General features: G+C 72.4%; 19 protein-coding genes. 12 read left to right on the top strand and 7 right to left on the bottom strand.

From position 1 onward, the window contains the following. Positions 1-36: 36 nt before the first annotated feature. Positions 37-1,233, bottom strand: a complete 1,197-nt coding sequence (locus ABZ738_RS10360; protein ID WP_357212320.1) for a hypothetical protein — start codon at positions 1,231-1,233, stop codon at positions 37-39. 439 nt (positions 1,234-1,672) lie between these two features. Here ABZ738_RS10360 and ABZ738_RS10365 point away from each other — a divergent pair, with 439 nt between their 5' ends. The 8 genes from ABZ738_RS10365 (at position 1,673) to ABZ738_RS10400 (ending at position 11,533) form a co-directional block, all read left to right on the top strand. Beyond that, positions 1,673-3,448, top strand: coding sequence for a hypothetical protein (locus ABZ738_RS10365; protein WP_357212718.1), 1,776 nt, complete (start codon positions 1,673-1,675; stop codon positions 3,446-3,448). Next, complete coding sequence (locus tag ABZ738_RS10370; RefSeq protein ID WP_357212322.1) at positions 3,412-5,244, top strand: hypothetical protein; 1,833 nt, start codon at positions 3,412-3,414, stop codon at positions 5,242-5,244. Before ABZ738_RS10365 ends, ABZ738_RS10370 begins: the two co-directional genes overlap by 37 nt. 48 nt (positions 5,245-5,292) lie before the next feature. Beyond that, positions 5,293-5,958: a GntR family transcriptional regulator gene (locus tag ABZ738_RS10375; RefSeq protein ID WP_131053366.1), complete on the top strand. Its 666-nt coding sequence runs from the start codon at positions 5,293-5,295 to the stop codon at positions 5,956-5,958. Between the two features lie 75 nt (positions 5,959-6,033). Next, the gene (atzF, locus tag ABZ738_RS10380; protein WP_131053365.1) at positions 6,034-7,947 is read left to right on the top strand and encodes an allophanate hydrolase; all 1,914 of its coding nucleotides are present in this window, start codon (positions 6,034-6,036) and stop codon (positions 7,945-7,947) included. Positions 7,948-7,964: 17 nt separating this feature from the next. After that, positions 7,965-8,654 (top strand): isochorismatase family cysteine hydrolase, encoded by a 690-nt coding sequence (locus tag ABZ738_RS10385; RefSeq protein WP_131053364.1) that lies wholly within the window; start codon positions 7,965-7,967, stop codon positions 8,652-8,654. A 9-nt stretch (positions 8,655-8,663) separates the two neighbouring features. Continuing rightward, positions 8,664-9,356 carry a cysteine hydrolase gene (locus tag ABZ738_RS10390; protein ID WP_131053363.1) on the top strand — a complete coding sequence of 231 codons (693 nt, stop codon included), beginning with the start codon at positions 8,664-8,666 and terminating at the stop codon, positions 9,354-9,356. 13 nt (positions 9,357-9,369) lie between these two features. Further along, the gene (locus ABZ738_RS10395; RefSeq protein ID WP_131053362.1) at positions 9,370-11,049 is read left to right on the top strand and encodes a regulator; all 1,680 of its coding nucleotides are present in this window, start codon (positions 9,370-9,372) and stop codon (positions 11,047-11,049) included. Continuing rightward, entirely contained in the window at positions 11,042-11,533 is a 492-nt protein-coding gene (locus ABZ738_RS10400) for an AtzH-like domain-containing protein (protein WP_357212326.1), read from the top strand. The genes ABZ738_RS10395 and ABZ738_RS10400 overlap by 8 nt, the downstream gene beginning before the upstream one ends. A 65-nt stretch (positions 11,534-11,598) precedes the next feature. On the opposite strand, the gene ABZ738_RS10405 is transcribed toward ABZ738_RS10400, so the two are convergent. Beyond that, the gene (locus ABZ738_RS10405; RefSeq protein ID WP_357212328.1) at positions 11,599-13,458 is read right to left on the bottom strand and encodes a hypothetical protein; all 1,860 of its coding nucleotides are present in this window, start codon (positions 13,456-13,458) and stop codon (positions 11,599-11,601) included. A gap of 79 nt (positions 13,459-13,537) precedes the next feature. Between ABZ738_RS10405 and ABZ738_RS10410 the strand changes: the two genes are divergently transcribed. The 4 genes from ABZ738_RS10410 to ABZ738_RS10425 all read left to right on the top strand — a co-directional run bounded on the left by ABZ738_RS10410 (position 13,538) and on the right by ABZ738_RS10425 (position 17,222). Then, entirely contained in the window at positions 13,538-14,839 is a 1,302-nt protein-coding gene (locus ABZ738_RS10410) for a PQQ-binding-like beta-propeller repeat protein (protein ID WP_357212330.1), read from the top strand. A gap of 77 nt (positions 14,840-14,916) precedes the next feature. Next, positions 14,917-15,585 (top strand): response regulator transcription factor, encoded by a 669-nt coding sequence (locus ABZ738_RS10415; protein WP_357212332.1) that lies wholly within the window; start codon positions 14,917-14,919, stop codon positions 15,583-15,585. After that, positions 15,582-16,781, top strand: a complete 1,200-nt coding sequence (locus tag ABZ738_RS10420; RefSeq protein ID WP_236145613.1) for a HAMP domain-containing sensor histidine kinase — start codon at positions 15,582-15,584, stop codon at positions 16,779-16,781. The genes ABZ738_RS10415 and ABZ738_RS10420 overlap by 4 nt, the downstream gene beginning before the upstream one ends. A gap of 45 nt (positions 16,782-16,826) precedes the next feature. Further along, a complete protein-coding gene (locus tag ABZ738_RS10425; RefSeq protein WP_131051957.1) occupies positions 16,827-17,222 on the top strand; it encodes a VOC family protein in 396 nt (131 codons plus the stop codon). A 57-nt stretch (positions 17,223-17,279) separates the two neighbouring features. On the opposite strand, the gene ABZ738_RS10430 is transcribed toward ABZ738_RS10425, so the two are convergent. The 5 genes from ABZ738_RS10430 to ABZ738_RS10450 all read right to left on the bottom strand — a co-directional run bounded on the left by ABZ738_RS10430 (position 17,280) and on the right by ABZ738_RS10450 (position 23,736). Beyond that, positions 17,280-18,083, bottom strand: a complete 804-nt coding sequence (locus ABZ738_RS10430; RefSeq protein ID WP_131051956.1) for a hypothetical protein — start codon at positions 18,081-18,083, stop codon at positions 17,280-17,282. 124 nt (positions 18,084-18,207) lie between these two features. Continuing rightward, on the bottom strand, positions 18,208-20,274 hold the full coding sequence (locus ABZ738_RS10435; RefSeq protein WP_357212334.1) for a 3-hydroxyacyl-CoA dehydrogenase NAD-binding domain-containing protein: 2,067 nt from the start codon (positions 20,272-20,274) through the stop codon (positions 18,208-18,210). Then, entirely contained in the window at positions 20,271-21,467 is a 1,197-nt protein-coding gene (locus ABZ738_RS10440) for an acetyl-CoA C-acyltransferase (protein ID WP_131051954.1), read from the bottom strand. The genes ABZ738_RS10435 and ABZ738_RS10440 overlap by 4 nt, the downstream gene beginning before the upstream one ends. A gap of 240 nt (positions 21,468-21,707) precedes the next feature. Next, positions 21,708-23,072 carry a ribonuclease D gene (locus ABZ738_RS10445; RefSeq protein ID WP_357212336.1) on the bottom strand — a complete coding sequence of 455 codons (1,365 nt, stop codon included), beginning with the start codon at positions 23,070-23,072 and terminating at the stop codon, positions 21,708-21,710. A 91-nt stretch (positions 23,073-23,163) separates the two neighbouring features. Beyond that, entirely contained in the window at positions 23,164-23,736 is a 573-nt protein-coding gene (locus tag ABZ738_RS10450; RefSeq protein ID WP_131056944.1) for a DUF3000 domain-containing protein, read from the bottom strand. Positions 23,737-23,849 lie beyond the last annotated feature (113 nt).

Raw genomic sequence — 23,849 nt, forward strand, 5'->3', positions numbered from 1 at the left:
GGCGCGGGGTGGCGCGTGTGGCGTGGCCTGTGGGGGTCAGCGGCGGTGGCCGGCGGAGCGGTAGTGCGTCTTGTCGTCGGCGGCGAGGCTGAAGGTCTCGCTGCGCTCCGGCAGCGGCGCCACCACCAGGCCGGGGCGGTCGAGCAGACGGGTCGTGTCCGGCGGCACCGACAGCGTGGTGTCCTTGGTGGCGCGCCAGCTCAGTACGACCAGTGGCTGACCCGGCACCGGCAGTTCGTAGACCTGCAACGGGTTGGTCCGGTCGGCGGGGGAGAGCACCGTCTGGCCGCCGTCCGCAGGCCGGTAGACCAGCGCGGTCATCGTGCCGTCCGCGGTCTCCCAGGTGAGCTGCTCCAGCTCCGCCGGTTCGCCGCCGCCGAGGGCCAGCTCGCCGAGGGTACGCACGGCGACCTTCGCCTTGGGCCACGACGCCGGCACCGAATCCGGGGTGTCCCGGTCGCCCACCCGCCGGGTCACGCTGCCGAACGGACCGTCCTCGTCGGCCAGCGCACAGGTGTCCAGCTCGGCCAGGGCCCGCCGGCCCGAGCCGCTGTCGTCACGGACCAGCGGGTACCGGGGATTCGCGGTGCCGGTGCCGAGGTCCAGCAGCCGGTCGGTGGCACGCCCCCGGGGCAGCGACTCGGTGGAGCGCAGCGTGGCGGTCACCGGCACGGCCTCGCACTGCGGGACCTCCACCGGGTCGGTCAGGCCGTCGGTGGCCGGTACCGGACGGCCGTCCGGGCCGACCAGCCGCCGCACCCGCTCCGAGGTGAGGTAACGCCGCCCCTCGGCGGTCTGCACCGGCAGCACGTCGGAGTAGACGAGATAGCCCGGGTCGGTGTACTCGGTGGCCTGACTGACCTCGTACCCGCCGTCGCCGCCGTGGAGTTGGAGCAGCCAGGACGCGGCCTGGCCGGGCACCGACGCGGCCACCAGGGCCAGCGGGACACCCTCCACCTCGCCGGAGAAGAGGATGCCGGAGGAGGGTACGTGCACACGGTCGTCGACCGGTGAACGCCACTCACGGACCGCCTCGGTCACCGCGGCGGTGGTCGCCGCGTCCCCGGCCAGCGAGCCCCGTGGCGGCCACACCGTCAACGACCCGTCCATGCTGTCGTAGCCGACCCGGAGGTCCTGCGGCCGACGCTCGGCGACCGGGCCGCAGGCGGTGACGGCGACCAGCAGGCTGGACAGGCCGGTGGCCGCCACGCCGCGCCAGCGGGCTGAAGCCACCTGTCACGCCCCCGATCACATCGGCCGTCGTTTCGGAGGGCAATAGTACGAGACGCCCGGTCGTCGGCTCGCGCCGCCTCACGCTGCGTCGCCCGGACGGCACACTAGCCACAGGGGACGCCGCGTCGACTTGGGAGCTATTTCCCCACTCGGGTAGACTCCGCCGACTGTGACGCCTGCTGAGACCCGCGCCGCATCGCCGCCGAAACCCGACGTCGTGGCAGGCTCGCCGTCCGAACCCGTCACGCTGGGTGAGGGTACGCGCGACTCCGCGCTGCCGGACGACACCACGGACGCCCCCGTGGGCACCACGACATCAACCGTCGACGCGGCACCTGCCGACCCGGTGGTGCCCGACGCGGCGCCCACTGTGGAGGCCGGTACGACCACGCCGGAGCCCGAGGCGCCGACCGGGGCGGTGGACCCGCCGGCGGGTGCCGTGGCGGCCGGCTCGGCCCCGTCGCGCTGGCGCCGGTTCCGCTGGACGCGGCGGCGGCAGGACCTGGCCGTCTTCGGCGGCTTTCTGCTCACCGCGATCTGGGTGACCAGCCAGATCTGGATGGACCCGGCCGGTCGGGTGGCCTCGCTCTACAGCAGCGACCCGGCGCAGGTGCAGTTCTTCCTCGCCCACTCGGTGCGGGTGGTGCTGCACGGGGAGTTCCCGTTCTTCACCGAGCAGTTCAACTATCCGGACGGCGTGAACCTGATGGCCAACACGGCCATCCTGGCGCTGGGCATCCCGATGGTGCCGGTGACCTTGCTGTTCGGGCCCGCCGTCACCTTCGTACTGCTGGTCACGCTCGCCCTCGCCGGCACCGCCTCGGCCTGGTACTACGTGCTGTCCCGGCACGTGGTCAGCTACCCGCTGGCCGCGATCGTCGGCGGCTGGCTCTGCGGGTTCTCCCCCGCGATGCTGTCGCACGCCAGTTGGCATCCGAACATCATCAGCCAGTTCCTGCTGCCGTTCATCGTGTGGCGGGTCATGGTCATCACCCGCTCCACCCGGCCGTACCGGGACGGTGCGCTGCTGGCCCTGCTGGTCACCGTGCAGGCGTTCATCAACGAGGAGATCCTGCTCTTCACCGCGATGGGCTGCGGCATCTTCCTGATCGCGATGGTCGTCCAACGTCCCGGCCTCTGGTCGGCGGCCTGGCGCCCGCTGGGCAAGGCGGTGGCCACCTGCACGGTGATCGCGGGCGCACTGCTGGCGTACCCGCTCTACATCCAGTTCGCCGGGCCGATGGCGTACCACGGGCTCAGCGACGCGGTCCGCGACTACGGCAACGACATCGCCGCGTACTTCGCGCCGGGCTCGCCGACCATCGGCGGCAACCAGCGCGCCAACGTGAACCTGGCCCCGAACTACTCGGAGGAGAACGCCTTCTTCGGGTGGAGTCTGGCCCTGATCGCGGTCGGCATCGTGCTCTGGCTGCGCCGGGAGCTGCTGGTCCGCGCGTTGGCGGCGACTGCCGGGTTCTACGTCATCCTCTCCCTCGGTGAGCGCATCACCTGGTGGGACCGGGAGCTGATGGTCGGCCCGTGGGAGTGGCTGGTCCGGCTGCCGCTGCTCGACGCGGTGGTGCCGACCCGGTTCGGCATGATCGTCAGCGTGGTGGTGGCGATCCTGCTGGCGCTCGCCATCGAGCGCAGCCGCGACCTGGACCTGGACCGGCAGGTGGTGCGTACGCTGACCGTGGCCGGTCTGGTGCTCGCCCTGCTGCCGATCGCCCCGATGCCGCTGCCGATGACCTCCCGACCGCCGGTGCCGGACTTCATCACCTCGGACCGCTGGCGCGCCTACGTCGGGCCGGACCAGACGCTGGTCCCCATCCCGGTGCCGAGCATGGGCAACACCCACGGGATGCGCTGGGCCGCCTCGACGAATCTCGACTTCAAGATGCCCGGCGGCTACTTCCTGGCCCCGCGCAACGCCACCACCGGTGACCCGGGCCGCTTCAACGGGCGGCCCAGCGGCGTCGGCAAGCTGCTGGAGGAGGTCGCCACGACCGGCCGTACGCCGGAACTGGACGACCGTCAGCGGCGGCGCTCCCTGGACGAGCTGCGGCACTGGAAGGCGGCCGTGCTGGTGCTGCCGCTGCGCCAGCCGCACTCGGAGCCGCTGCGGCAGACCGTCGAGCAGTTGGTCGGCCCGGCCCGGCAGGAGCTGGACGTCTGGGTGTGGGACGTACGGCCGTTGACCGCTCCGACGGGCTGATGGTCGTCGGCACCGCCGACCGTACCGCCGAGGTGGCGTCGCGCCGGTGGCTGCCGGCGCGTACCCCGGACGTGGCGGTGCCGGTCGGCTACCTCGCGCTGGCGGTGTGGCTGACCCACCGCCAGTGGGGTCGCCCGGACCGGCTGTTCCACCAGGCCGGTGACCAGATCCTCTTCGAGTGGATGCTGTCCCGCGCGGCCCGTGCCGTGGCCGGGCTGGAGAACCCGCTGTGGAGCGACGCGTTGAACGCGCCCGGCGGGGTGAACCTGATGGCGAACACCTCGGTGCTCGGCCTCGGCGTTCCGCTGGCCCCGGTCACGCTGCTGCTCGGGTCGCAGGCCGCCTTCGTCGTCGCGGTGGTGCTCTGCCTCGCCGGCACCGCGACCGCCTGGTACGTGCTGCTGCGCCGCCGCCTGGTCGACTCCTGGCCGGCCGCCGCCGTCGGGGGCCTGGTCTGCGGTTTCGCGCCCGGGATGATCGCCCAGGCCGGTACGCACCTGCACATGGCCGCCCAGTTCCTGGTGCCGCTGATCTTGGCGCTGGTGTTCCGCCCCGAGCCGGGCGGCCGGGTGTGGCGGCACGGGGTGCTGCTCGGGCTGGTCGTGACGTACCAGGTCTTCCTCGGTGAGGAGGTGCTGCTCTTCGTGGCGCTGGCCGCCGGCGTGCTCGTCGGCGCGTACGCGATCGCCGACCCGTCGGCCGCCCGTCGGCTCGCCCCGTCGACGGCCGGGCGGATCGGGGTCGGCGCGCTGGTGGCGGGGGTGCTGCTGGCGTACCCGCTGTGGTTCCAGTTCTTCGGGCCGGGCCACTACCGGGGGATGCCGTTCCACGCGTACAGCTACCAGTTGGACGCGGCGTCGTTCACCCGGTTCGCCCGGCAGACGCTGTTCGGCGTGGACCGTCCGCCCGGCCTGCTGGCGCCCAATCCGACCGAGGAGAACTCGTTCTTCGGCGTCGGGCTGCTCCTGCTGGCCGTGGTCGTCGCGGTCTGGCTCCGGCGCCGACCACTGGTCCGCGCGCTGGCCGCCTGTGGGCTGGTGTTCGCCCTGCTCTCCCTCGGTCCCCGGGTACGCCTCGACGGGCGCGCCACCGACCTGCCCGGGCCGTACCGGCTGATCGCCGAACTGCCGTTGCTCGACCATGTGGTGCCGGCCCGGTTCGCGCTGGTCTGCATCCCGGTGCTGGGCGTCCTGATCGCGCTCGGAGTGGACCGCTGGGTGCGGCGGACAGCCGTCGACACCGCGCCCGCCGGGCCCCGACGGCGTGCGACGGTCCGCCTTGTCGGAGTCGTCGCGCTGGCCGTCGCGCTGCTGCCGCTGGTGCCGACGCCGATCCGTACCGTGTCGAGCCGGCCGGTGCCGGCGTTCGTCGCCGACGGCACCTGGCGGACGTACGTGCCGGCGGGCCGCACGCTGGTGCCGGTGCCCCCGGTGACCAACGCCGGCCGCAGTCCGGGCATGCTCTGGTCGGCGCGGACCGGACTGGCCTTCACCGCGCCGGGCGGCTTCTTCATCGGCCCCCACGCCCCGGGCGACCCGACGGCCCGGTGGGGCGCCCCGGACCGGCCGACCTCGCTGCTGTTGCGGCGGGTGGCGGAGACCGGCGTGGTGCCGCCGATCACCGAGACGGACCGCCGGCAGGCGGTGGCGGACCTGCGGCACTGGCGGGCGGCCGTCGTCGTGCAGGGCGGGCTGCACCACGGCGACCCGGTGCGGCACACCGTGGAGGCGCTGCTCGGGCCGCCCCGGGAGATCGACGGCGCGCTGGTCTGGGACGTCCGCCCGTTCGTCGGCTGAGGTGCGCCCGCGCCGGTCGCCTCTCCGCCGGATGGCAGACTCGTCGGGGTGAGCGACGTGGCCGCGACGCCGATGGACGGTGAGCTGGAGAGTGTCAGTCTGGTGGACCTCGCCGTCTCCCGGCTGACCCGGGAACTCCTCAGCGGACGGAGCGAGCCGGGTGAGCGCCTGGTGGAGGAGCAGTTGACCCGGCGGCTGGGGATCAGCCGGGCGCCGTTACGCGAGGCGTTGCGCCTGCTGGCGCAGCGGGGGTTGGTCGAGCACGTGCCCCGGCGCGGGGTCCGCGTCGCCACCCTCTCCGACCGGGACGTGCAGGAACTGTACGAGGTGCGCGACGTGCTGGAGCGGTTCGCGGTCCGGGCAGCGATCCCGGTGGGCCGGGAGAGCGACCTGGTCGGGTTGCGGGCGGCGCTGGACCGGATGCGGGAGGCGACGCGCGCGGGTGACCGGTTGGCGGTCGCCGAGTCGCACCGCGCGTTCCACGTCGCGTTGGTGGCGCTGGCCGGCAACCGTCAGCTCTCCGGGGTGTACGACTCGATCCTGGTGAAGTTGCAGCTCTACATGGCCATCAACCTGCGCCGCGAGGCGGAGCAGGCGCAACCCCTGGACGGTGTGCACCGGCACGAGCGGCTCTTCGAGGCGGTGGCCGGGGGAGACCCGGAGGTGGTCCTCGCCGCTCTCTCGGTGCACGGAGCGCGGTCGTATCTGGGGTAGCGGATCGGCAGCGGCGTCATGCCGTCGTTACGTTCGGCGTCGGCTCTCGAAACAGAACGGTCGACAATCGACTGTATGCCGGAGCGGATCGGATCGATCTCGGAATTGCGGTCGGCGTACCGCGAGCACCGTCTCACCCCCGTCGACCTGACCGAGACCGTCCTCGAAGGACTGGCCGGTCGAGCCGGTGAACCGGTCTGGATCAGCACCGTGTCCCCCGACGACCTGCGGGCCCGTGCCGCCGTCCTGGCCGACACCGACCCGCAGACACTGCCGCTGTACGGGATCCCGTTCGCGGTGAAGGACAACATCGACGTCGCCGGCATGGTCACCACGGCCGGCTGCCCCGACTTCGGGTACCGCGCCACCGAGGACGCACCGGTGGTACGCCGGCTCCTCGACGCCGGTGCCCTGCTGGTCGGCAAGACCAACCTCGACCAGTTCGCCACCGGCCTGACCGGCTCGCGATCCCCGTACGGCAGCGTCGAGAGCGTGTTCGGTGGCGGCCTCGTCTCCGGCGGGTCCAGTTCCGGCTCGGCGGTCGCGGTCGCCACCGGTCAGGTCACCTTCGCCCTCGGCACGGACACCGCCGGCTCCGGCCGGGTTCCCGCCGCGCTCAACGGGATCGTCGGCCTCAAACCCACCCGGGGACTGCTCAGCACCGCCGGTGTGGTGCCGGCCTGCCGCTCGCTGGACTGCGTCTCGGTCTTCGCCACCGACGTCGCGGACGCCACGGAGGTGCTGCACGCCGCTCGCGCCGTGACCACAGCCGACCCCTGGGGACGTCCACTGCCGGCCGCGAGTCTGGCCTCCCGGGCACCGGAGACGCTCCGCCTCGGCGTACCCCGGACCGCAGACCTGGAGTTCTTCGGCGATGCCGGGCAGGCGGTCCGGTTCGCGGCCGGCGTGCACCGCCTGCGGGACCTGGTCGACACCGTGCGGCAGGTGCCGCTGGCTCCCTTCCTGGCTGCCGGAGACCTCCTCTACCAGGGCCCCTGGGTGGCCGAGCGGCTCGCCGGGCTGGACGACTTCCTGCGGACGCATCCGGAGTCGGTCCTCCCGGTCACCCGGACCGTGTTGGAGACCGGGCGGCGTTACGACGCCGTCGACGCCTTCCGGGGCCGACACCGGCTCCGTGAGTTGCGGGCCGAGGTCGACCGGTGGTGGCAGGAGATGGACGTGCTGGTGGTGCCGACCGTCGGCACCACCTTCACGCTCGCCGAGGTCGCCGAGGACCCGATCGGACGCAACGCGGTACTCGGCCGGTACACCCAGTTCGCGAACCTGCTCGACCTGGCGGCGGTGACCGTGCCGAACGGATTCACCGCCGACGGTCGACCGGCCAGCCTGACCCTGGTCGGCCCGGCCTTCAGCGACACCACACTGGCCCGGCTCGCCGCCGCCTGTGCCGGAGCCGACGCGCACCCGGTGGCCGAGAGCACGTCGGGCAACGGGGCCGCGCCGCCGATCCGGGGAGGTGGGGTACCGACAGGCCGCAGGGAGGTGCTGATCGCCGTGGTCGGGCGGCACCTGAGCGGGGAGTCGCGCAACACCGAGCTGACCGACCTCGGGGCCACCCTCGCCGGCACCACCCGCACCGCACCGCTCTACCGGCTGTTCCGGATGCCGACCCCGGACGGCGAAGGATTGCCCGGCCTGGTCCGGGTCGCCTCAGCCACCCCCGACGGTCACGGAATCGAAGTCGAACTCTGGTCGCTGCCGACCTCGGCAGTGGGCGGATTCCTGGCCGGAGTGCCGGCCCCGCTCTCGCTCGGCTGGGTGCGGCTGCACGACGGGCGGCACGTGCTCGGGTTCCTCTGCGAGGCGTACGCGGCCGGCCCGGAGGCCGAGGACATCAGCGCCACCGGTGGGTGGCGCGCGTACCGGCGGTTGACGTGTAAGGAGGGGTCCCCTGCTAACGCCTCGTGCATAGCAGGGGACCCCTCCTCACACCGCCGCCCGACGGTCAACGGCGGCGACGCCGCCTGAGCAGGACAGGAGGAGCGATGGCAACGATCGGTCCGGTACCGGCGAACCCCTACCCGTGGCCGTACGACGGCACGGTCGACACCGTGCGTACCGCACTGCTCTGCGTGGACTGGCAGACCGACTTCTGCGGGCCGGGCGGCTACGTCGACGCGATGGGCTACGACATCGGCCTCACCCGGGCCGGCCTGCCGGCCACCGCCCGGCTGCTGACGCACGTCCGTTCGCTCGGCATGCTGGTTGTGCACACCCGTGAGGGACACGACCCCGACCTGTCCGACCTGCCGCCGAACAAACGCTGGCGCTCGGCCCGGATCGGCGCCGAGATCGGCGGAGCCGGGCCCTGCGGCCGGATCCTCGTCAAGGGCGAACCGGGATGGGAGATCGTGCCCGAGGTCGCCCCGGCCCCCGGCGAGGTGGTCGTGGACAAGCCGGGCAAAGGCGCCTTCTATGCGACCAACCTGGACCTGGTGCTGCGTACCCGGGGCATCACCCACCTGATCCTCACCGGCATCACCACCGACGTCTGCGTGCACACCACGATGCGCGAGGCGAACGACCGGGGCTACGAGTGCCTGATCCTGTCGGACTGCACCGGCGCCACCGACAAGGGCAATCACGAGGCCGCCCTGCACATGGTGACCATGCAGGGCGGCGTCTTCGGCTGCGTGGCCACCTCCGACGACGTCATCGCCGCCACGACCGGGTGAGGTGGACCAATGCCGACCATCGCCGCCGCGCGACCCTTCCCGTACACCTTCGACCTCACGACCACGGCGCTGCTCGTCATCGACATGCAGCGCGACTTCCTGGAACCGGGCGGTTTCGGCGAGAGCCTGGGTAACGACGTCAGCCGGCTGCGGCGCACCATCGCGCCGCTGGGCGCGCTGCTGGCCGCCGCCCGTGCCGCCGGCATGACCGTCGTGCACACCCGCGAAGGCCACCTGCCGGACCTCTCCGACTGCCCACCGGCCAAGCTCCAGCGGGGTGCCCCCCGCATGCGCATCGGCGACCCCGGGCCCAACGGCCGGATCCTGATCCGGGGCGAGTACGGCCACGACATCGTCGACGAACTGGCGCCGCTGCCCGGCGAGCCGGTCGTCGACAAGCCCGGCAAGGGCGCCTTCCACGCCACCGGCCTGGGGGAGTTGCTCGCCGAACAGAAGATCGACAGTCTCCTGGTCACCGGTGTCACCACCGAGGTGTGCGTGCACACCACCGTCCGGGAGGCGAACGACCGCGGGTACGAGTGCCTCGTGCTCGCCGACTGCGTCGGGTCCTACTTCCCGGAGTTCCACCGGGCCGGACTCGACATGATCGCCGCCCAGGGCGGCATCTTCGGCTGGGTGGCCGACTCGACGGACGTACTCGCCGTGCTGCCCACCACCCCCTCGTCGTACGCCTCCTCCTGACCGGGAGCAGCCCATGCAACCCACCACGACATCCCCGCCACGTCTGCCGTACTGGGTACGCGGTGACACCAACGCGTTCTTCGGCTTCGGCGTCAACGTCCTGGTCAACGTGCTCACTCTGACCGGGCTCTGCATCTTCGTGGTGAACCTGCCCGAACGGGAGGTGTTCGGCACGATCCTGCCGGCCCTCGGCATCGCCCTGGTCGCCGGCAACATCTACTACACCCACCTGGCCCGCCGCCTGGCCCGACGGGAGGGGCGTGCCGACGTGACCGCCCTGCCGTACGGGCCGAGCGTGCCGCACATGTTCATCGTCATCTTCGTCATCATGCTGCCGATCTTCCTGAGTACCGGTGACCCGACGCGGGCCTGGGCGGCCGGGCTGGCGTGGGCGTTCATCATCGGCGTGATCGTGCTGGTCGGTGCGTTCGTCGGGCCGTACATCCGCCGGTACACCCCCCGCGCCGCGTTGCTCGGCACGCTGGCCGGCATCAGCATCACCTTCATCTCGATGAACCCGGCAGGGCAGATGTGGCGGATGGCCTGGATCGCTCTGCCGGTCCTCGCGCTGCTGCTGATCGGACTGCTCACCGACGTGAGACTGCCGTTCAACTTCCCGATCGGGCTGGCCGCCCTGCTGCTGGGTACGGCGATCGGCTGGCTCGGTGGGGCGATGTCGGTGCCGGACGTGACAGCAGCGGCGCGCGACATCGCCGTCGCCCTCCCCACGTTCCAACTCGACCTGCTGGGACGTGGCCTGTCCGACATGGCGCCACTGCTGGCTACCGCGATCCCGCTCGGGGTCTACAACTTCACCGAGGCGATGACCAACGTGGAGAGCGCCGCCACCGCCGGGGACAACTACAACCTGCGCAGTGTCCTGCTCGCCGACGGCGCCGGGGCGGTGGTCGGTGCGGCCCTCGGTTCACCCTTTCCGCCCGCCGTGTACGTCGGGCATCCCGGCTGGAAGGCCGCCGGAGGCCGGACCGGCTACTCGATGGCGACCGGGGTGGTCATCGCGCTGCTCTGCTTCCTCGGGATGTTCTCCCTGCTCGGTGCGATCTTCCCGACCGCGGCGATCGTGCCGATCCTGCTCTATATCGGACTGCTGATCGGCGCGCAGGCGTTCCAGGCCACGCCTCGGGCCCACGCGGCGGCGGTCGTGGCGGCGCTGATCCCCAACATCGCGGCGTGGGCGACCGGGCAGATGAACAACGTGCTGGCGGCGGCCGGCACCACCGCTGCCGAGGTCGGCGACGAGGCGCTCGCCGGTGCCGGGGTGGTCTACGACGGGCTGCGGATACTCGGTGAAGGGGCCATCCTCGCCGGTCTGGTGCTCGGCGCGATCGTGGCGTTCATCATCGACAAACGCTTCGTGCACGCGGCCGTGTTCGCCGCGTCGGGCGCGGTGCTCGCCTTCATCGGTCTGATCCATGGCGAGGAGGTCCGGTGGAACGCCAACGGGCAGGTGGCCCTCGGCTACCTCTTCGTGGCGGTGATCTGCGGGATCGTCGCGCTCGGGTCGCACCCGCCCCGGGTGCCCGCGCCGGAGGAGGCCGAGCTGGACCGCCCGCACGGCGGCACTCCTTCCCGCGCAGAGGACGTACCCGCCGACTCGGTCACCGCGCCGGGCCGTCCGGCCGGTGCCGCCCCGGCGGACGACGACACCCGCGAGGCGGCGGTGAGTGGCTGAGGCGGTGTCCCCGGTCGGGCGGCAGGTCCCGCCGCCCGACCGGGGACACTCCGCCGCCCGCTGCCGGTCCCGACTGGAGAGGACGAACCCGATGGAGATCGACCGCGCCGACGTGGTGGCCGAGGTAACGACCGCCTTCGCCGGCTACGAGCAGGCCCTGGTCGACGGGGACGCGGAGCGGATCTGCGGCTACTTCTGGGACTCCGACCGGACGGTGCGCTTCGGCCTCGCCGACCACCAGTACGGCCTTGAGGAACAGCGGAAATGGCGGGCCGCGCAGCCGCCGTTGCCACCGGGTCGCCGGCTGGTCGACCCGGTGATCACCACCTTCGGCCTCGACCTCGCGGTCGTCACCACCCGGTTCGGCTACGTCGGCACGGCCGCCACCGGCCGACAGACCCAGACCTGGGTACGCCTGCCCGTCGGCTGGCGCATCGTCACCGCGCACGTATCCGAGCCGCTGCCCGCTGCGCCTGAGGTGTAAGGAGGGGTCCCCTGCTAACGCCTCGTGTATAGCAGGGGACCCCTCCTTACAACCCGGAGCGCGCGTCAGACGCGGTCGCGGACGTCCCAGAGCCAGACGTCGTCCACCCGCTGCGGCTCACCGAGCAGGCCGGTCAGCAGGTCCCGCAGCACGGCCTCCCGGGGATGGGCACCGAGCACCACCACCGAGGCCCGCCAGAAGCGCAGGTCCTCGACCGCCTGCTGACGGTTCTCGTCGGTCAGCTCGGGCACCTCACCGGCGTCCATGGAGCGGTAGACGAGGGTGCTGGTGGGCCGGTTCGGTGCGCCGAAGACACCCTCGCCGTCGAGGTTGGGGCCGATGAAGTAGCCCGCCGGGATCGGGAACTCGTGCTGGGTCAACGCGCTCCAGCGCAACGTGGACAGTCCGTGCACGTTGCTCGGGATGGGGACCGGCACCAGCGTGCGGCCCTCCGGCACGTACGGCCGCCAGGCGCCCGAGGTGATGAAGGTCGGCGGCGGGGCGACCTCCTTCGCCGGCAGCGGGGTGGGGAACAGCGGCAGCACGGCCAGCGAGATGGCCGCGTACCCGACGCCGCGCTGCCAGCGCGGCCGGGAGCCGGCGGTGGCGGTGGCGGGCACGGGTTCGCCGGAGCGCGGTGCCGGCACCGGAGACCGGCGGTTGCCGGCCACCGCGTCCCAGGCCAGGGCGAGCAGGACACCGAGCGCGGCGGTGGTGACCAGCGTCAGCCGCGTCGGCATCATCATCTCGACCAGCGGTACGTCCTCCGAGATGTACGACCACGGGCCGGCGATGCCGGTGAGTTCGCCGTTGAACCGGATCTCCGGTCCGAGCGAGGCCACCGAGAAGAGCAGCACCAGCACGGCGATGATCCGGGCCACCAGCGACCGGCGCACCAGCAGCGCCAGCGCCACCACCGTGAACAGCACCATCGGCCAGCCGAACCAGGTGTTCTGCTCGGTCATCCCGATGGTCGCCTCGACCGCCTCGTTGCCGGCGATGGTGTCGCGCGGGAAGGTGACGAAGGCGACGATGTCCTCGCCCCAACTGTGGAACACCCCGCCCTGCAGGCCCCGGTAGGACTGCGGGCCGTTGAACTGGTACCAGATCGGGTAGGCGGTGAGCAGCAGGGCGACGCCACCACCGAAGCCCAGCCCGGCACCGAACGTACCGGCGCGGGCCCGCGCCGTACGCGGGCGCATGATCGCGTAGGCGATCACGATGACCAGGCAGGCCAGCGCCGTGAGCAGCAGCATCTCCTCGTTGATGAAGATCTGGTACGCCACCAGCAGGCCCAGCACCAGCCCGTTGCGCCGCCACCGGCCGGGCTCGGTCAGCCGGAACACCCGCACCACGATCAGCGGCAGCAGGAAGTTGGAGACGAAGTTCGGTTGGCCGTTGGCGTGGTGCACGATGCCGGGGGCGAAGCCGAGGAACGCGCCGCCGACGAAGGCGGCGGCCCGGGAGCGCACCAGGTGCCGGGAGAGCATCCAGTACGAGGTGGCGGCGGTGGCCGCCAGCGCACCGCCCAGGTAGAGCGCGTACACCACCTGCGGGCCGAGCAGCCAGGTGAGCGGGGCCAGCGGCAGGGTCACCCCGAGCAGCGAGGTGTTGGCCATCATGTTCACCCCGTCGGGGGCGTTCTGCCTGGTGCTGAAGAGCGGGTTCTCCAGGTGCATCACCGAGTACGCACCGTGCGAGAACAACCACTCGAACCAACTGTGGTCGGTGGGCAGATGTGACGAGACGCGGTTCTGCACGTCCACCCAGTAGTAGAGGCAGACGAGGACACCGAGCAGCACGTAGGCTCCGATGGCCAACACGTCGACGCGCGTCGGCCCGCGTCGGCGAGGTCGTGTCGCTGACTCCGCCTCGACGGTCTCGGGGGCAGGGTTCAACGAGGAATCAATCACCGGCACAGCCACGACGGGCCATCGTACAGGCGGTCGCCGGGGCCGCCGACGGCCGTGAGGGCCGCGTCGGCGCGCCGGAGGAAGGACGACCGTGACGGTGATCGACCTCGGTGACCTCACCGAGCCGACCTACCAGCCGCCGAGACGCCGCCGGATCGTCGCCGGTTCGCGCCGCTGGGGGGCCGCGTTGCTCGCGGTGGTCGTGCTGGTGTCGATGGCCGGAGCCGCGCCGCCGACCCGCCGGGTGTACGCGACGGTGCCGGTGCCACTCGGCGCCAACCTGCTCCTCGCGGCGGACCAGATCTTCGCCGTCATCCCGGGCACCGAGGTCACCGACGGCCACCCCGAACTGCTCGCCTTCCCCTATCCCGAGAAGGCCACCGGTGCGCCGCCGACGCTCACGCCGTCCTGGCGGACCCGACTGGCGTACGGCCATCGGGTCTTCCGGGCGCAGCCCGTCGCCGGCGGCGGGGTGCTGGTCTCGATGTCCGCCGAGGAGACCGAGAGCAGCCAGAGCGTGCTGCTCGACGCGCGTACCGGTCAGGAACGCTGGCGCGAGCCGGGCGTGGCGATGTTCGACGACCCCCGCCGCGCACTGCTGCGGACCCATCGCGAGAGCGCGCCGAACACGCTACGGATGATCGAGCTGCCGAGCGCCCGTGAGCTGTGGTCCATTCCGCTCTCCGCGTCCAGCGTCGACTACCGGCTGCGCGACGGTGTGGTCGACGCGATCGTGGTCTCCACACTCGACGGCGGCGTCGAGGTGCGTGACCCGGAGACCGGGGAGGTCCGGCACCGCCTGCCGCCGCCCGCCGACGACCCGGCCGGTTACCAGTCGGCGTGGGTGGTCGGCGACCTGGTGGCGGTGGTCCGCAACTCGAACACCGTCGCCGCCTACGCGGTCGACGGGCTGGTCCCGCTCTGGCAGACCACCGTGCCGACGATCTATCACGTCACTGCCTGCGCCGCACTGCTCTGCGCCTTTCCGGCCAGCGGCGGGGTGCAGGTCCTCGACCCGGCCACCGGCGCCGCCGGGTGGGACAACCGGAACATCGCCGACCTCCTGCTGGTGGGGGCGCGGCGTGCGCTGGTCCTGTCCGGGTGGGCCGAGGGGACGATGGAGCTGGCTACCTTTGACATGACGACCGGGGCGCTGCTCGTCGACCACGGTTCGTGGGAGCAGGTCCAGCGTTACGAGTACGCGCCGCAACTGCTCGCCGTGCGACCGGTGCCCGACGTCGGTGTGGTGCTGGCCCGACTACACCCCGACGAGGACCGGGCCCGGCCGATCGACGTGCTGGTCGGGGCGCGGGGCGAATGCCAGGCCCGCCACGACCTCGTCGCCTGCCGCCGGCAGGACGGCGACTTCGGCGTCTGGCGACTTCCGGGGTGACACCGCTCGGCGCGGCACATCGACTTGGCGGCCGGCGCTAGGTTGTCGGGTGGTCACCGGCGGAAAAGGGGCGTGACATGCGGGTACTGGTGGTCGAGGACGAGCGCAACCTCGCTGACGCGATCGCGCGCGGCCTACGCAAACGCGGCATGGCGGTGGATGTCGCGTACGACGGCGACAGCGGACACGAAATGGCCTTCGTCACCCGGTACGACGTGGTGGTGCTCGACCGTGACCTGCCCGGCATGCACGGTGACCAGATCTGCGCCGAGCTGGCCGCGTCCGGCGCGCTGACCCGGGTGCTGATGCTCACCGCCAGCGGCACGGTCGCCGACCGGGTCGAGGGCCTGCAACTCGGCGCCGACGACTACCTGCCCAAGCCGTTCGCCTTCGACGAACTGGTGGCCCGGGTGCTGGCGTTGGGCCGGCGGGCCACCCCGGCGGCACCGCCGGTGCTGGAACTGGCCGACCTGGTCGTCGACCCGGCGCGGCGGGTCGCCACCCGGGCCGGGCAGCCGGTGGAGTTGACCAACAAGGAGTTCGGGGTGCTCTGCGAGCTGCTCAGGGCCCGTGGCGCGGTGGTCTCCAGCGAGGAACTGCTGGAACGGGTGTGGGACGCCAACACCGACCCGTTCACCACCATCGTCCGGGTCACCGTGATGACCCTGCGCCGCAAGCTCGGCGACCCGCCGCTGATCGAGACCGTGGTGGGGGCCGGCTACCGCACCGCCGAGGGGTCGGCGTGACGCCCGCCCTGGGGCTCGGGCCGGTCACGCGGCTGCGGCTGCGGCCCACCCTGCGGCTGCGGCTGACCCTGCTCAACGGCGTCCTGCTGATCGGCGCCGGGGCGATCCTGCTGCTGCTGGCCTGGCTGCTGGTGCGCGACGCGCTGCGCCCCACCGACGAGCTGCTGCCCGGCACCACCGTGGTGCTGGCCGACGGCAGCACCCTGGAAGCCGGGGCGTGGCAGCGGCAACTGGTCAGCGCGGCCTCCGGCGAGCTGCTGGCGAAGGGGCTGGCCGCGCTGCTGGCGGTCGGGGCGGTCGGCGTGGTCGGGGCGTACGCGGTGGCGGGGCGGGCGCTGCGGCCACTGCACCAGGTCACCGCCACCGCGCGGCGGCTCGGCGAGACCACGCTGCACCAGCGGATCGGCTACTCCGGGGCGGACGACGAGGTGGCCGAGCTGGCCGACACCTTCGACGCGATGCTGGACCGGATAGGTGCCGCCTTCGAGTCGCAGAAGAGGTTCGTCGCCAACGCCTCGCACGAGTTACGGACACCGCTGGCGGTGATGCGTACCGAGATCGACGTGACGCTCAGCGACGACGACGCGGACGCGGCCGAGTACCGCCGGATGGCGACCGTGGTGCGCGACGCCTCCGAACGCGCCAACGGGCTGGTCGACGCCCTGTTGGTGCTGGCCCGCAGCGAGGCGCAGACGGGCCGACGGCTCGCCCGGCGTACCGAGTGCGACCTGGCCGCCGGCACGCTCAACGCGCTCTCCGCGGTGCGCCGGGAGGTGGAACGGATCAAGCTGGACGTGCGGACCTCGCTCCAGCCGGCACCGGTGGTCGGCGACCCCGGGCTGCTGGACCGGTTGGCCGGCAACCTGATCGAGAACGCGGTCCGCTACAACCACCTGCACGGGCGGCTCTGGGTGCGGACCGGCTCCGACGGTCAGCGATCGTGGCTGGTGGTGGGCAACACCGGATTCGAGGTCGACCCGGCCGACGTACCGGGGCTGTTCGAGCCGTTCCGGCGTGGCGGCCGGGAGCGGACCGGCGCCCGTGGGTCGGGCCTCGGCCTCTCCATCGTCCGGGCGGTCTGTGACGCGCACGGCGGCACGGTGGCGGCGGTGGCGCAGCCCGGGGGCGGCCTGGAGGTGACGGTGAACCTGCCGGCGGCCGACTCCGCGCCGACCGTGGAGCAGGGCACGCGCTGACCCGAGGCACGAATAATCGCTTGATCCCGATGAGAGGTTGGGGTCATGGCTTCCCGAGTACGTTGGATCGACGTCGACTGTGCCGACCCGTACACCATGGCGACCTTCTGGGCCGAGGTCACCGGGCTGCGGCCCGACCCGGACGACCGGCCGGGGGACGAGGAGTGCGCCCTGTTGTCCGGCCCGGACCTGGCCGGCGGTGGCATGCTCTTCCAGCGGATCCCCGAGGGCAAGACCGCCAAGAACCGCATCCACCTGGACCTCCAACCGACCGACCGGACCCGGGACGAGGAGGTGGAACGCCTGATCGGCCTGGGTGCCACACGGGTCGCCGACCGCCGCCGGCCGGACGGCACCGGCTGGGTGGTGCTGGCCGACCCGGAGGGCAACGAGTTCTGCGTGGAACGCAGCGCCGCGGAGCACTCCCCGACGGAGGGCTGACTCCTCACCGGGCCGGCGCGGGCGGGGATCCACCCCGCCCGGCCGTCGGCGCGTACGTCAGGACCGTTGTTCGACCTGGCCCCGGATGGTGAGGAACTCGGACGCGGCGTCGTTGCGGGAGGAGAAGAACATGACGATCATGCCGACGCTGCCCCGGTCGGCCCAGACGCAGATGCCCAGCGCCACGTCGGCCCGGCCGTCGCCGCAGCGGGCCTCGCCACCGAGCGGGCCCGGCTCGACCGCCGTCATGTTGCTGACCGTCAGCTCGGTCGAGATGGCCTGGACCGCCTCGTCGAGCTCCTTCTTCGGGTCGGACATCAACCCGGAGACGGCCACGATCATCACGAGGTTCTCCTGCGACGGATTGCCGTAGAAGGCGCCGACCGCACTCGTCTCGTTCTGGATCGAGGACTTCAGTTGCCGGACCATCGACTCGGAGAGCTGCTGCAACTCCGGCTCGGTGACCTTCGGGCGGCCGGCCAGCGTCTCCGGCGCCACCACCCGGGTCCGGGTGGCGTCGACCGCCTCGCCGACGGTGTCCCGGACCACGAACCAGACGACCGCGCCACCGCCCACGCAGAGCACCATGAGCACGGCGAGGACGATCAGCACGATCTTCCCGGTGTGGGACTTCTTCGGCGGTGGGGGCGGCGGGAAGGCGCCGTACGACTGGCCGGGCGCGGGGTACCCGCCGGCCTGCGGAGGCGGGGGATAGCCGGCACCCGACTGTGGCGGATTGCCCGCACCCGGCGGTGGTGGGTAGCCACCGGCCTGCGGGTACGCCCCGGCCGGCGGGTAGCCGCCGCCCTGCGGGTGCGGGCCGCCGCCGGGCGGATAGTGGTGCTGGTCCGGGTGGGACATGCGGTCAGCTCCTGGTGAAGGGTGGAACCGGAAGGGTAGCCAGCGACCGCACGCGCCGCTGCCCCAGACCGCCGGTCACGGTGGTCAACCCCCGGTCGGGGCGACCACCGTGACCCGGGTCGGCTCAGCCGGTCAGGCTGGCCACTCCCTGCGGCAGGAAACGCTGACCGGTGACCTGCTCACTGGTGCCGGTCCGGTCCAGGTACGGCGTGACGCCGCCCAGGTGGAACGGCCACCCGGCACCGAGGATCATGCACAGGTCGATGTCCTGCGCCTCGGCGACGACCCCCTCGTCCAGCATCAGCCGGATCTCCTGGGCCAGCGCGTCGAGCGCCTGCTGGCGTACCTGCTCCTCGGTGAGCGGCTGGTCGCCGACCACCAGCAGCTTCGCCACCTCGGCGTTGATCTCGTCGTCCACCACGATCGGCTGACCGGAGTCCGCGATCCGCTTCAGGTTCTCGCTGACCGTGAACCGGTCCGGGAAGGCCGCGTGCAGGGTGCCGCCGACGTGGTGGGCGACGGCCGGGCCGACGAGCTGGAGCAGTGCCAGCGGTCGCATCGGCAGGCCCAGCGGGTCCAGCGCGCGGTTCGCCACCTCCAGCGGGGTACCCGCGTCCACGGCGGCGAAGACGGTGCCGAGGAAGCGGGTGAGCAGCCGGTTGACCACGAACGCCGGGGCGTCCTTCACCAGCACCGACGACTTCTTGAGCTGCTTGCCGACCGCGAAGGCGGTGGCCAGCGTGGCGTCGTCGGTCCGCTCGCCGCGGACGATCTCCAGCAGCGGCAGCACCGCGACCGGGTTGAAGAAGTGGAAGCCGACCACCCGCTCCGGGTGCTCCAGGTCCTCGGCCATCGCCGTGATCGACAGCGACGAGGTGTTCGTCGCCAGCACCGCCTCCGCCGGGACGATCTTCTCCAGCTCGGCCCAGACCTGCTTCTTGACGGAGAGGTCCTCGAAGACGGCCTCGATGACGAAGTCGGCGTCCGCGAACGCGCTCTTGTCGACCGTGCCGCTGACCAGGCCGTACAGCTTGGCGGCGGTGCCCTTGTCCATCCGGCCCTTGCTGACGGCCTTCTCGATCTGGGTGTGCACGTAGCCGACGCCCTTGTCCACCCGAGCCTGGTCGAGGTCGGTGAGCACCACCGGCACCTGGAGACGGCGGGCGAACAGCAGCGCCAACTGACCGGCCATCAGTCCCGCGCCGACGATGCCGACCTTGGTCACCGGACGGGCCAGCCCCTTGTCCGGCGCGCCGGCCGGTCGCTTGGCCCGCCGCTGCACCAGGTCGAAGGCGTACAGGCCGCTGCGCAGCTCCTCGGAGAAGACCAGGTCGGCCAGGGCATCGTCCTCGGCGGCGGTGCCGGTGCCGAAGTCGGCGTCCTTCGCCGTCTCCAGCAGGTCCAACGCCCGGTACGCGGACGGGACCGCGCCGTGCAGCCGCTGGTCCAGGGTCTGGCGGGCGAAGTAGAGCACGCCCGCCCACATGTCCTTGTCGACCTCGGGTCGGGTGACGGTCACCTCGCCGCGCACCACCCCGGCGGCCCACTCCAGCGACCGCTCCAGGAAGTCGGCCGGCTCCAGCAGCACGTCGGCGATGCCCAGCTCGGCGGCCTGCTTCGGCTTGAGCATCTTGTTCTGCATCAACGGGTTCTGGATGATCACCTGGGTGGCCGCCGGGATGCCGATCAGGTTCGGCAGGAGCTGGGTGCCGCCCCAACCCGGGATCAGGCCGAGGGACACCTCGGGCAGGGCCAGCGCCGCCGCGCCGCCGGAGAGCGTCCGGTAGTGGCAGTGCAGGGCCAGCTCCAGGCCGCCGCCCATCGCCGCCCCGTTGACGAAGGCGAAGGTCGGGACCGGGCTGTCCTTGAGTCGGGCGAAGACCCGGTGCCCCAGCCGGCCGATCTCCAGCGCCTGCGCCCGGTCCGCCAGCAGCGGCAGACTGGTGATGTCCGCGCCGACACAGAAGATGTACGGCTTGCCGGTCACCGCGATGAACGCCGGATCGGCCGCCAGCGCGGCGCTGATCGCCTCGTCCAGGCTGGTGAGGCCGCCCGGGCCGAAGGTGTTCGGCTTGGTGTGGTCGAATCCGTTGTCGAGGGTGATCAGGGCGGCCGGGCGGTCCAGCCCGGGCACGTTCACCTGACGCAGCAGCGCCCTGGTGACCACCTCGTTCGGTGCCGCAAGGCTCATTTGTCTCCACCCTCCCGGTGCGGGTTCTCCCAGATGACCGTGCCGCCCATGCCGATGCCGATGCACATCGCGGTGAGGCCGTAGCGGACCTCCGGGTGCTCGGCGAACTGCCGGGCGAGCTGGGTCATCAGCCGTACGCCGGAGGAGGCGAGCGGGTGCCCGATGGCGATCGCGCCGCCCCACTGGTTGACCCGGGGGTCGTCGTCGGCGATGCCGAAATGGTCGAGGAAGGCGAGCACCTGCACGGCGAACGCCTCGTTCAGCTCGAACAGGCCGATGTCGTCGATGGTCAGGCCGGCGATGCGCAGCGCCTTCTCGGTCGACGGGATCGGGCCCACGCCCATCACCTCGGGCTCGACGCCGACGAAGCCGTACGACACCAGCCGCATGGCGATCGGCAGGCCCAGCTCACGGGCGACGTCCTCGGCGACCAGCAGGCTGGCGGTCGCGCCGTCGTTCAGCCCGGCCGCGTTGCCCGCGGTCACCTTGCCGTGCGGGCGGAACGGGGTCTTGAGCGTTGCCAGCTTCTCCAGGGAGGTGTCCCGGGGCGCCTCGTCCACGGTCGCCAGGCCCCAGCCGGTCTCCGGATCGCGGACCGCCACCGACACCAGGTCGTCCTGCAACTTGCCGTCGGCGTACGCCTTCGCGGTCTTCTGCTGCGAGGCGAGGGCGAACGCGTCGGTGCGCTCCTTGGTGATGTGCGGGACCCGGTCGTGCAGGTTCTCCGCGGTGGAGCCCATCACCAGCGCGGACGGGTCGACCAGCTTCTCCGCGACGATGCGCGGGTTCGGGTCGACGCCCTCGCCCATCGGGTGGCGGCCCATGTGCTCGACACCGCCGGCGATCGCGACGTCGTACGCGCCCACGGCGATGCCGCTGGCGACGGTGGTCACCGCGGTCATCGCACCGGCGCACATCCGGTCGATGGCGAAGCCGGGCACCGTCTTGGGCAGGCCGGCCAGCAACGCGGCGGTACGGCCGATGGTCAGGCCCTGGTCACCGGTCTGGGTGGTGGCGGCGATGGCCACCTCCTCGACCCGTTCCGGGGGGAGCTGCGGGTTGCGGCGCAGCAGTTCGCGGATGCATCGGATCACCAGGTCGTCGGCGCGGGTGTTGGCGTACATCCCACCCGCCTTGCCGAACGGGGTGCGGACGCCGTCCACGAAGACGACATCCCGAACTTCACGGGGCACTTGAGCCTCCTAGCCAGCACTGGCGTTTCCCCCGAATGCTACTCGCCAGTAATAACCAGTGCCGCCGTCCCCACTGTGGCCCACCCCACACCCACCCCCACACCGACCCCCACCCCCGCCCCCACCGCTCTCGCCGACGGCCGCTCTCACCGCTCTCGCCGACGGCCGCTCTCGTTGATCAAGAGGTTTGCGTCGGCGAACGGCCGCCTGCCGGACGCAAACCTCTTGATCAACCGCGGGTCAGGCGGGTGGGGTGGGGGAGGTGGGGGAGGCGGGGGGTGGGGGTGGGGGTGGGGCGGTCAGGGCTTCGGCCAGGTCGGGGAGGAGGAGGTCGATCTGCCAGTCCCGGGCGTGGTGGCTGCGCAGCGCCTCGGCGACGGTGTGTTCGGTGATCTCCTCGGGAGGCTGCCAGGCGACGCGGCGGATGGTGTCCGGGGAGATCAGGTTCTCCGGCGGCAGATGGTGCGCGCCGGCCACCCGCAGCACCACCTCACGGGAACGGGCCAGCCGGGCGGCGGCGGCCGGGTCCCGTTCGGCCCACCGGTGCGGTGGTGGCGGGCCCTCCACCGTCGGCGTCACCGGCAACTCGTCGTCCGGCAACTGCCGGGCGTCGTCCAGCGCCGTCAGCCAGGTCCGCGCCAGCCGGCGTACCGACCGACCGCCGAAACCGGGCAGGGTGAGCAGCGTCTTCTCGTCCTTCGGGTCCAGCTCGGCGGCGGCCACGATGGCCGAGTCGGGCAGGACCCGCCCCGGTGCCGCATCCCGACGGGCGGCGATCTGGTCGCGGGCGTACCAGAGGGAGCGCACCCGGGCCTGCGCCCGCGCTCCGCGTACCCGGTGGATGCCGGAGGTGCGCCGCCACGGGTCGGCCCGGACCCGGGGTGGACGGTCCCCGCTGTTCACCAGAGCAGCGAACTCCTCGGCCGCCCACGCGGACTTGCCCTGCCGGGACAGTTCCGCGTCGAGCGCGTCCCGCAGGTCGGTCAGCAGCTCCACGTCCAGGGCGGCGTAGGTGAGCCAGGACTCCGGCAACGGCCGGCTGGACCAGTCTGCCGCCGAGTGGTGCTTCTCCAGGCTGAACCCGAGCAACTGCTCGGTGAGCGCGGCCAGGCCGACCCGCTCGAACCCGGCCAGCCGGGCGGCCAGCTCGGTGTCGAACAGTCGGCGTGGTCGCAACCCCAGCTCGGCGAGGCAGGGCAGATCCTGGTTGGCCGCGTGCAGCACCCACTCCGTGTCGGCTATCGCCGCGTCGAGCGTGCTCAGGTCGGGTAGCGGCAACGGGTCGATCAGCACGGTGCCGGCGCCCTGGCGGCGTAACTGCACCAGGTACGCCCGTTGGCTGTAGCGGTAGCCGGAGGCGCGCTCGGCGTCCAGGGCCACCGGACCGGTGCCGGCCGCGAAACGGGCCACCACCTCGGTGAGTTGGTCCGGTGTCGCCACCGGTTCGGGAGTGCCCTCACGTGGGGCGGTCAACGGCACGGACTCGCCGCCAGTGGGTTCGGTCCCCGCGTCCGACGGCTCCGGCCGCGCCGACGGCTCGTGGTGCGTGTCGTTTCCCGTACGGCTTGCGGCGGTCCGACGGCGCAGGGGTGGTTCGTCGGTCACCTGGCAACCCTAGTGCGCCAATGGATCGTGCGGCGCGCACCCGCCCCGCCGCGTGTCGGCGGTTCGCCGCCTGGGTGCCGTACCGGCCCCGTCAACCGGCGGCCGCGGCGCGCCGCTCGGGCAGCGCGGTGACGCCCGGCGGCGGCAGACCCGCCGTCGAGGCGAGCAGCGTGCACCAGGCGTACAGGTGCGGGGTGAGCTCGATGCCGGTCGGGGTCCACGACGCGCGGATCTCGATGTCACAGGCGGCCGGCGGACCCGCCAGGTCGCCGAACCGGTTCGACGCCGTCTGGGTGATCGTGCCGCCGATCGCCCGGTGCCCGGCGTCGTGCGTCTCCAGCGCGTCGGTGAGCCAGGTCCAGGCCACCCCGGGCAGCAGCGGGTCGGTGGCCAGGTCGACCTCCAGCTCGGCGCTCACGTAGGTGACCAGTCGCAGGGTGCCCTGCCACCCCTCGTGGCCGGCGGGGTCGTGCAGCAGGATCAGCCGGGCGGTGGCCACCTCGTCACCGTCGCGCAGCACCGCCGCGGAGAGGGCGAAGGAGTACGGCGCCAGCCGCTGCGGCGCGCCGACCTCCTCCAGCACGATCTCCGGTCGAGGCGCCGACACCCGGAGCCCGGTGACCGCGCGGGCGAAGGTGTCCGGGAGCGCGATCGGGGCGGCCATGTTCGCAGCCTAAGCCGCCGCCCGGTTCCCGGCCCGGATGGCGCGCCGACGATCTCCCCACACGGGCGCGCTCCGCCCGCTTCTGTGTTAGCAGGGGTCCCCTGCTCTACCGC

It is taken from the genome of Micromonospora sp. NPDC047793 (genome assembly GCF_040642635.1).
Lineage (GTDB): Bacteria > Actinomycetota > Actinomycetes > Mycobacteriales > Micromonosporaceae > Micromonospora.

What these genes read in the sequence shown, in the direction of transcription:
- ABZ738_RS10435 (WP_357212334.1), bottom strand. Translation starts at nt 20,274, where the DNA reads ATGAGCCTTGCGGCACCGAACGAGGTGGTCACCAGGGCGCTGCTGCGT.
- atzF (WP_131053365.1), top strand. Translation starts at nt 6,034, where the DNA reads ATGCCGGAGCGGATCGGATCGATCTCGGAATTGCGGTCGGCGTACCGC.
- ABZ738_RS10430 (WP_131051956.1), bottom strand. Translation starts at nt 18,083, where the DNA reads ATGTCCCACCCGGACCAGCACCACTATCCGCCCGGCGGCGGCCCGCAC.
- ABZ738_RS10415 (WP_357212332.1), top strand. Translation starts at nt 14,917, where the DNA reads ATGCGGGTACTGGTGGTCGAGGACGAGCGCAACCTCGCTGACGCGATC.
- ABZ738_RS10390 (WP_131053363.1), top strand. Translation starts at nt 8,664, where the DNA reads ATGCCGACCATCGCCGCCGCGCGACCCTTCCCGTACACCTTCGACCTC.
- ABZ738_RS10450 (WP_131056944.1), bottom strand. Translation starts at nt 23,736, where the DNA reads ATGGCCGCCCCGATCGCGCTCCCGGACACCTTCGCCCGCGCGGTCACC.
- ABZ738_RS10385 (WP_131053364.1), top strand. Translation starts at nt 7,965, where the DNA reads ATGGCAACGATCGGTCCGGTACCGGCGAACCCCTACCCGTGGCCGTAC.
- ABZ738_RS10395 (WP_131053362.1), top strand. Translation starts at nt 9,370, where the DNA reads ATGCAACCCACCACGACATCCCCGCCACGTCTGCCGTACTGGGTACGC.
- ABZ738_RS10425 (WP_131051957.1), top strand. Translation starts at nt 16,827, where the DNA reads ATGGCTTCCCGAGTACGTTGGATCGACGTCGACTGTGCCGACCCGTAC.